Source organism: Pseudolactococcus piscium (genome assembly GCF_002441695.1).
Lineage (GTDB): Bacteria > Bacillota > Bacilli > Lactobacillales > Streptococcaceae > Pseudolactococcus > Pseudolactococcus piscium.
The window spans coordinates 1-1,386 of record NZ_JXJW01000053.1 but is presented as its reverse complement, the minus strand read 5'-3'; the positions used below and the strand labels follow the sequence as shown (position 1 = coordinate 1,386).

The 1,386-nt window shown below is 32.9% G+C and carries 1 protein-coding gene and 1 pseudogene; one reads left to right on the top strand and one right to left on the bottom strand.

Annotated elements, in window-relative coordinates; translation table 11 throughout:
* Positions 1–62 precede the first annotated feature (62 nt).
* Positions 63–1,098 (bottom strand): annotated as a pseudogene (locus RU86_RS12405) (IS3 family transposase); the annotation flags it as partial.
* On the opposite strand from RU86_RS12405, the gene RU86_RS11735 reads away from it, so the two are divergent.
* On the top strand, positions 1,078–1,386 hold a 309-nt coding region (locus RU86_RS11735; RefSeq protein WP_179296294.1), incomplete at its 3' end, for a hypothetical protein. The pseudogene RU86_RS12405 and the gene RU86_RS11735 sit on opposite strands and share 21 nt — an antisense overlap.

The window sequence follows — 1,386 nt, the reverse complement described above, 5'->3', positions numbered from 1 at the left end:
GTTTTTGTCTATCTACTCAACACAGTTGATAATTGGACTAATGTCAAATAAATAGACACAAATTAGTGTGATTTATTCGCAAAGTATTGTTTATCATTTTCATTAGGAGTTAAAAAATTATTAGCTGAATGTGGATTGTAGTTATTATAAAACCCTTCAATATATTCAAAGCAAGATAATTTCACTTCTTGAATGTTATGAAATTCCCTTCTATTTGCTTCTCTGTGCTTAAAGTATTTGAAAAAGACTTCTGTTACCGAATTATCGTAAGTATAACCAGGCGCTTAATAAGAAGCTAACATATGATTATCATCTAATACTATTCTAAAGCTCTTGGCTTTAAATTGAGAACCTTGATCAGAATGAAATAGTAACGATTCAGTTGGTTTTCTATTTTTTATTGCTATTCCAGTGTATCAATGGCTAGTTGGGCATCAATTTTATTACTAAGTTTCCAGGCAATGACTTTACGTGAAAAAAGATAAAGAATGACACAGAGATAGACGTGTTTCTTATGACCGATTGAAATGTAGGTGAAGTCTGTTGTCCAAACTAGGTTTGGTGCTTTATGATTGAATTGTTGCTTTAAATGATTGCTTGTTTTTGGATGCTGTGAACTTTTCTCATGTTTCCATCTAGGTTTTATCGTTGACATCTTAGGTAGGGACATCGTTTTTAATAGTCTGTAGATTCTACCTTCAGAAATGTTTATGCCATAATCACGCAAGAGTACCCGTTTAAAGCTTCTTGTTCCAAAACGTTTCTTAGATTTAATATGTATGTCGAGCAATAACTTGCGATAAGTCATATTATCAATTTCACGCTTAGATTTTGTCTTTTTAAGGGCTTTATAGTAAGTTGACCGATTAACGTGTAACACGCGACACAGGGTCTGTATCGCGTGTTCGAATCGTAACCTATGGACAGCAGATAATCTTATTTTAAGTTTTGCATGAATATGGCACTTGCTTTTTTTAGTATGAGGTTTTCCTCTTCTAATTGTGCATTGCGCTTCATAAGCTCTTGAATTTGACGAGCAGTTAAAACAGAGTTATCTTCTAGTTTAACTTCGGAGTATTGTTTAATCCATTTATGATTGCAGGACATCAAAATAAAGTGATTCATGCAAGTAATCAAAATAAAGTTTCTAAGGAAGTTAAAACTAAAGTAACAAATGAAACTAAGAAAAACATTGTAAATCAGGATAAGCCAGTATCTGATATTGATATAGTACCTAGTGCTAGTTCAGTACCTGATATTGAGCAATCAGATAGTGTAGCAGAAATTCAAACAGCTGTGACTTCTGATGCGCTTAAACTTGATCAATTTCAATTTTCTTCTGCGACTGTACTTGCTAAAACCCAATACAGTCATACAGAGAATGGA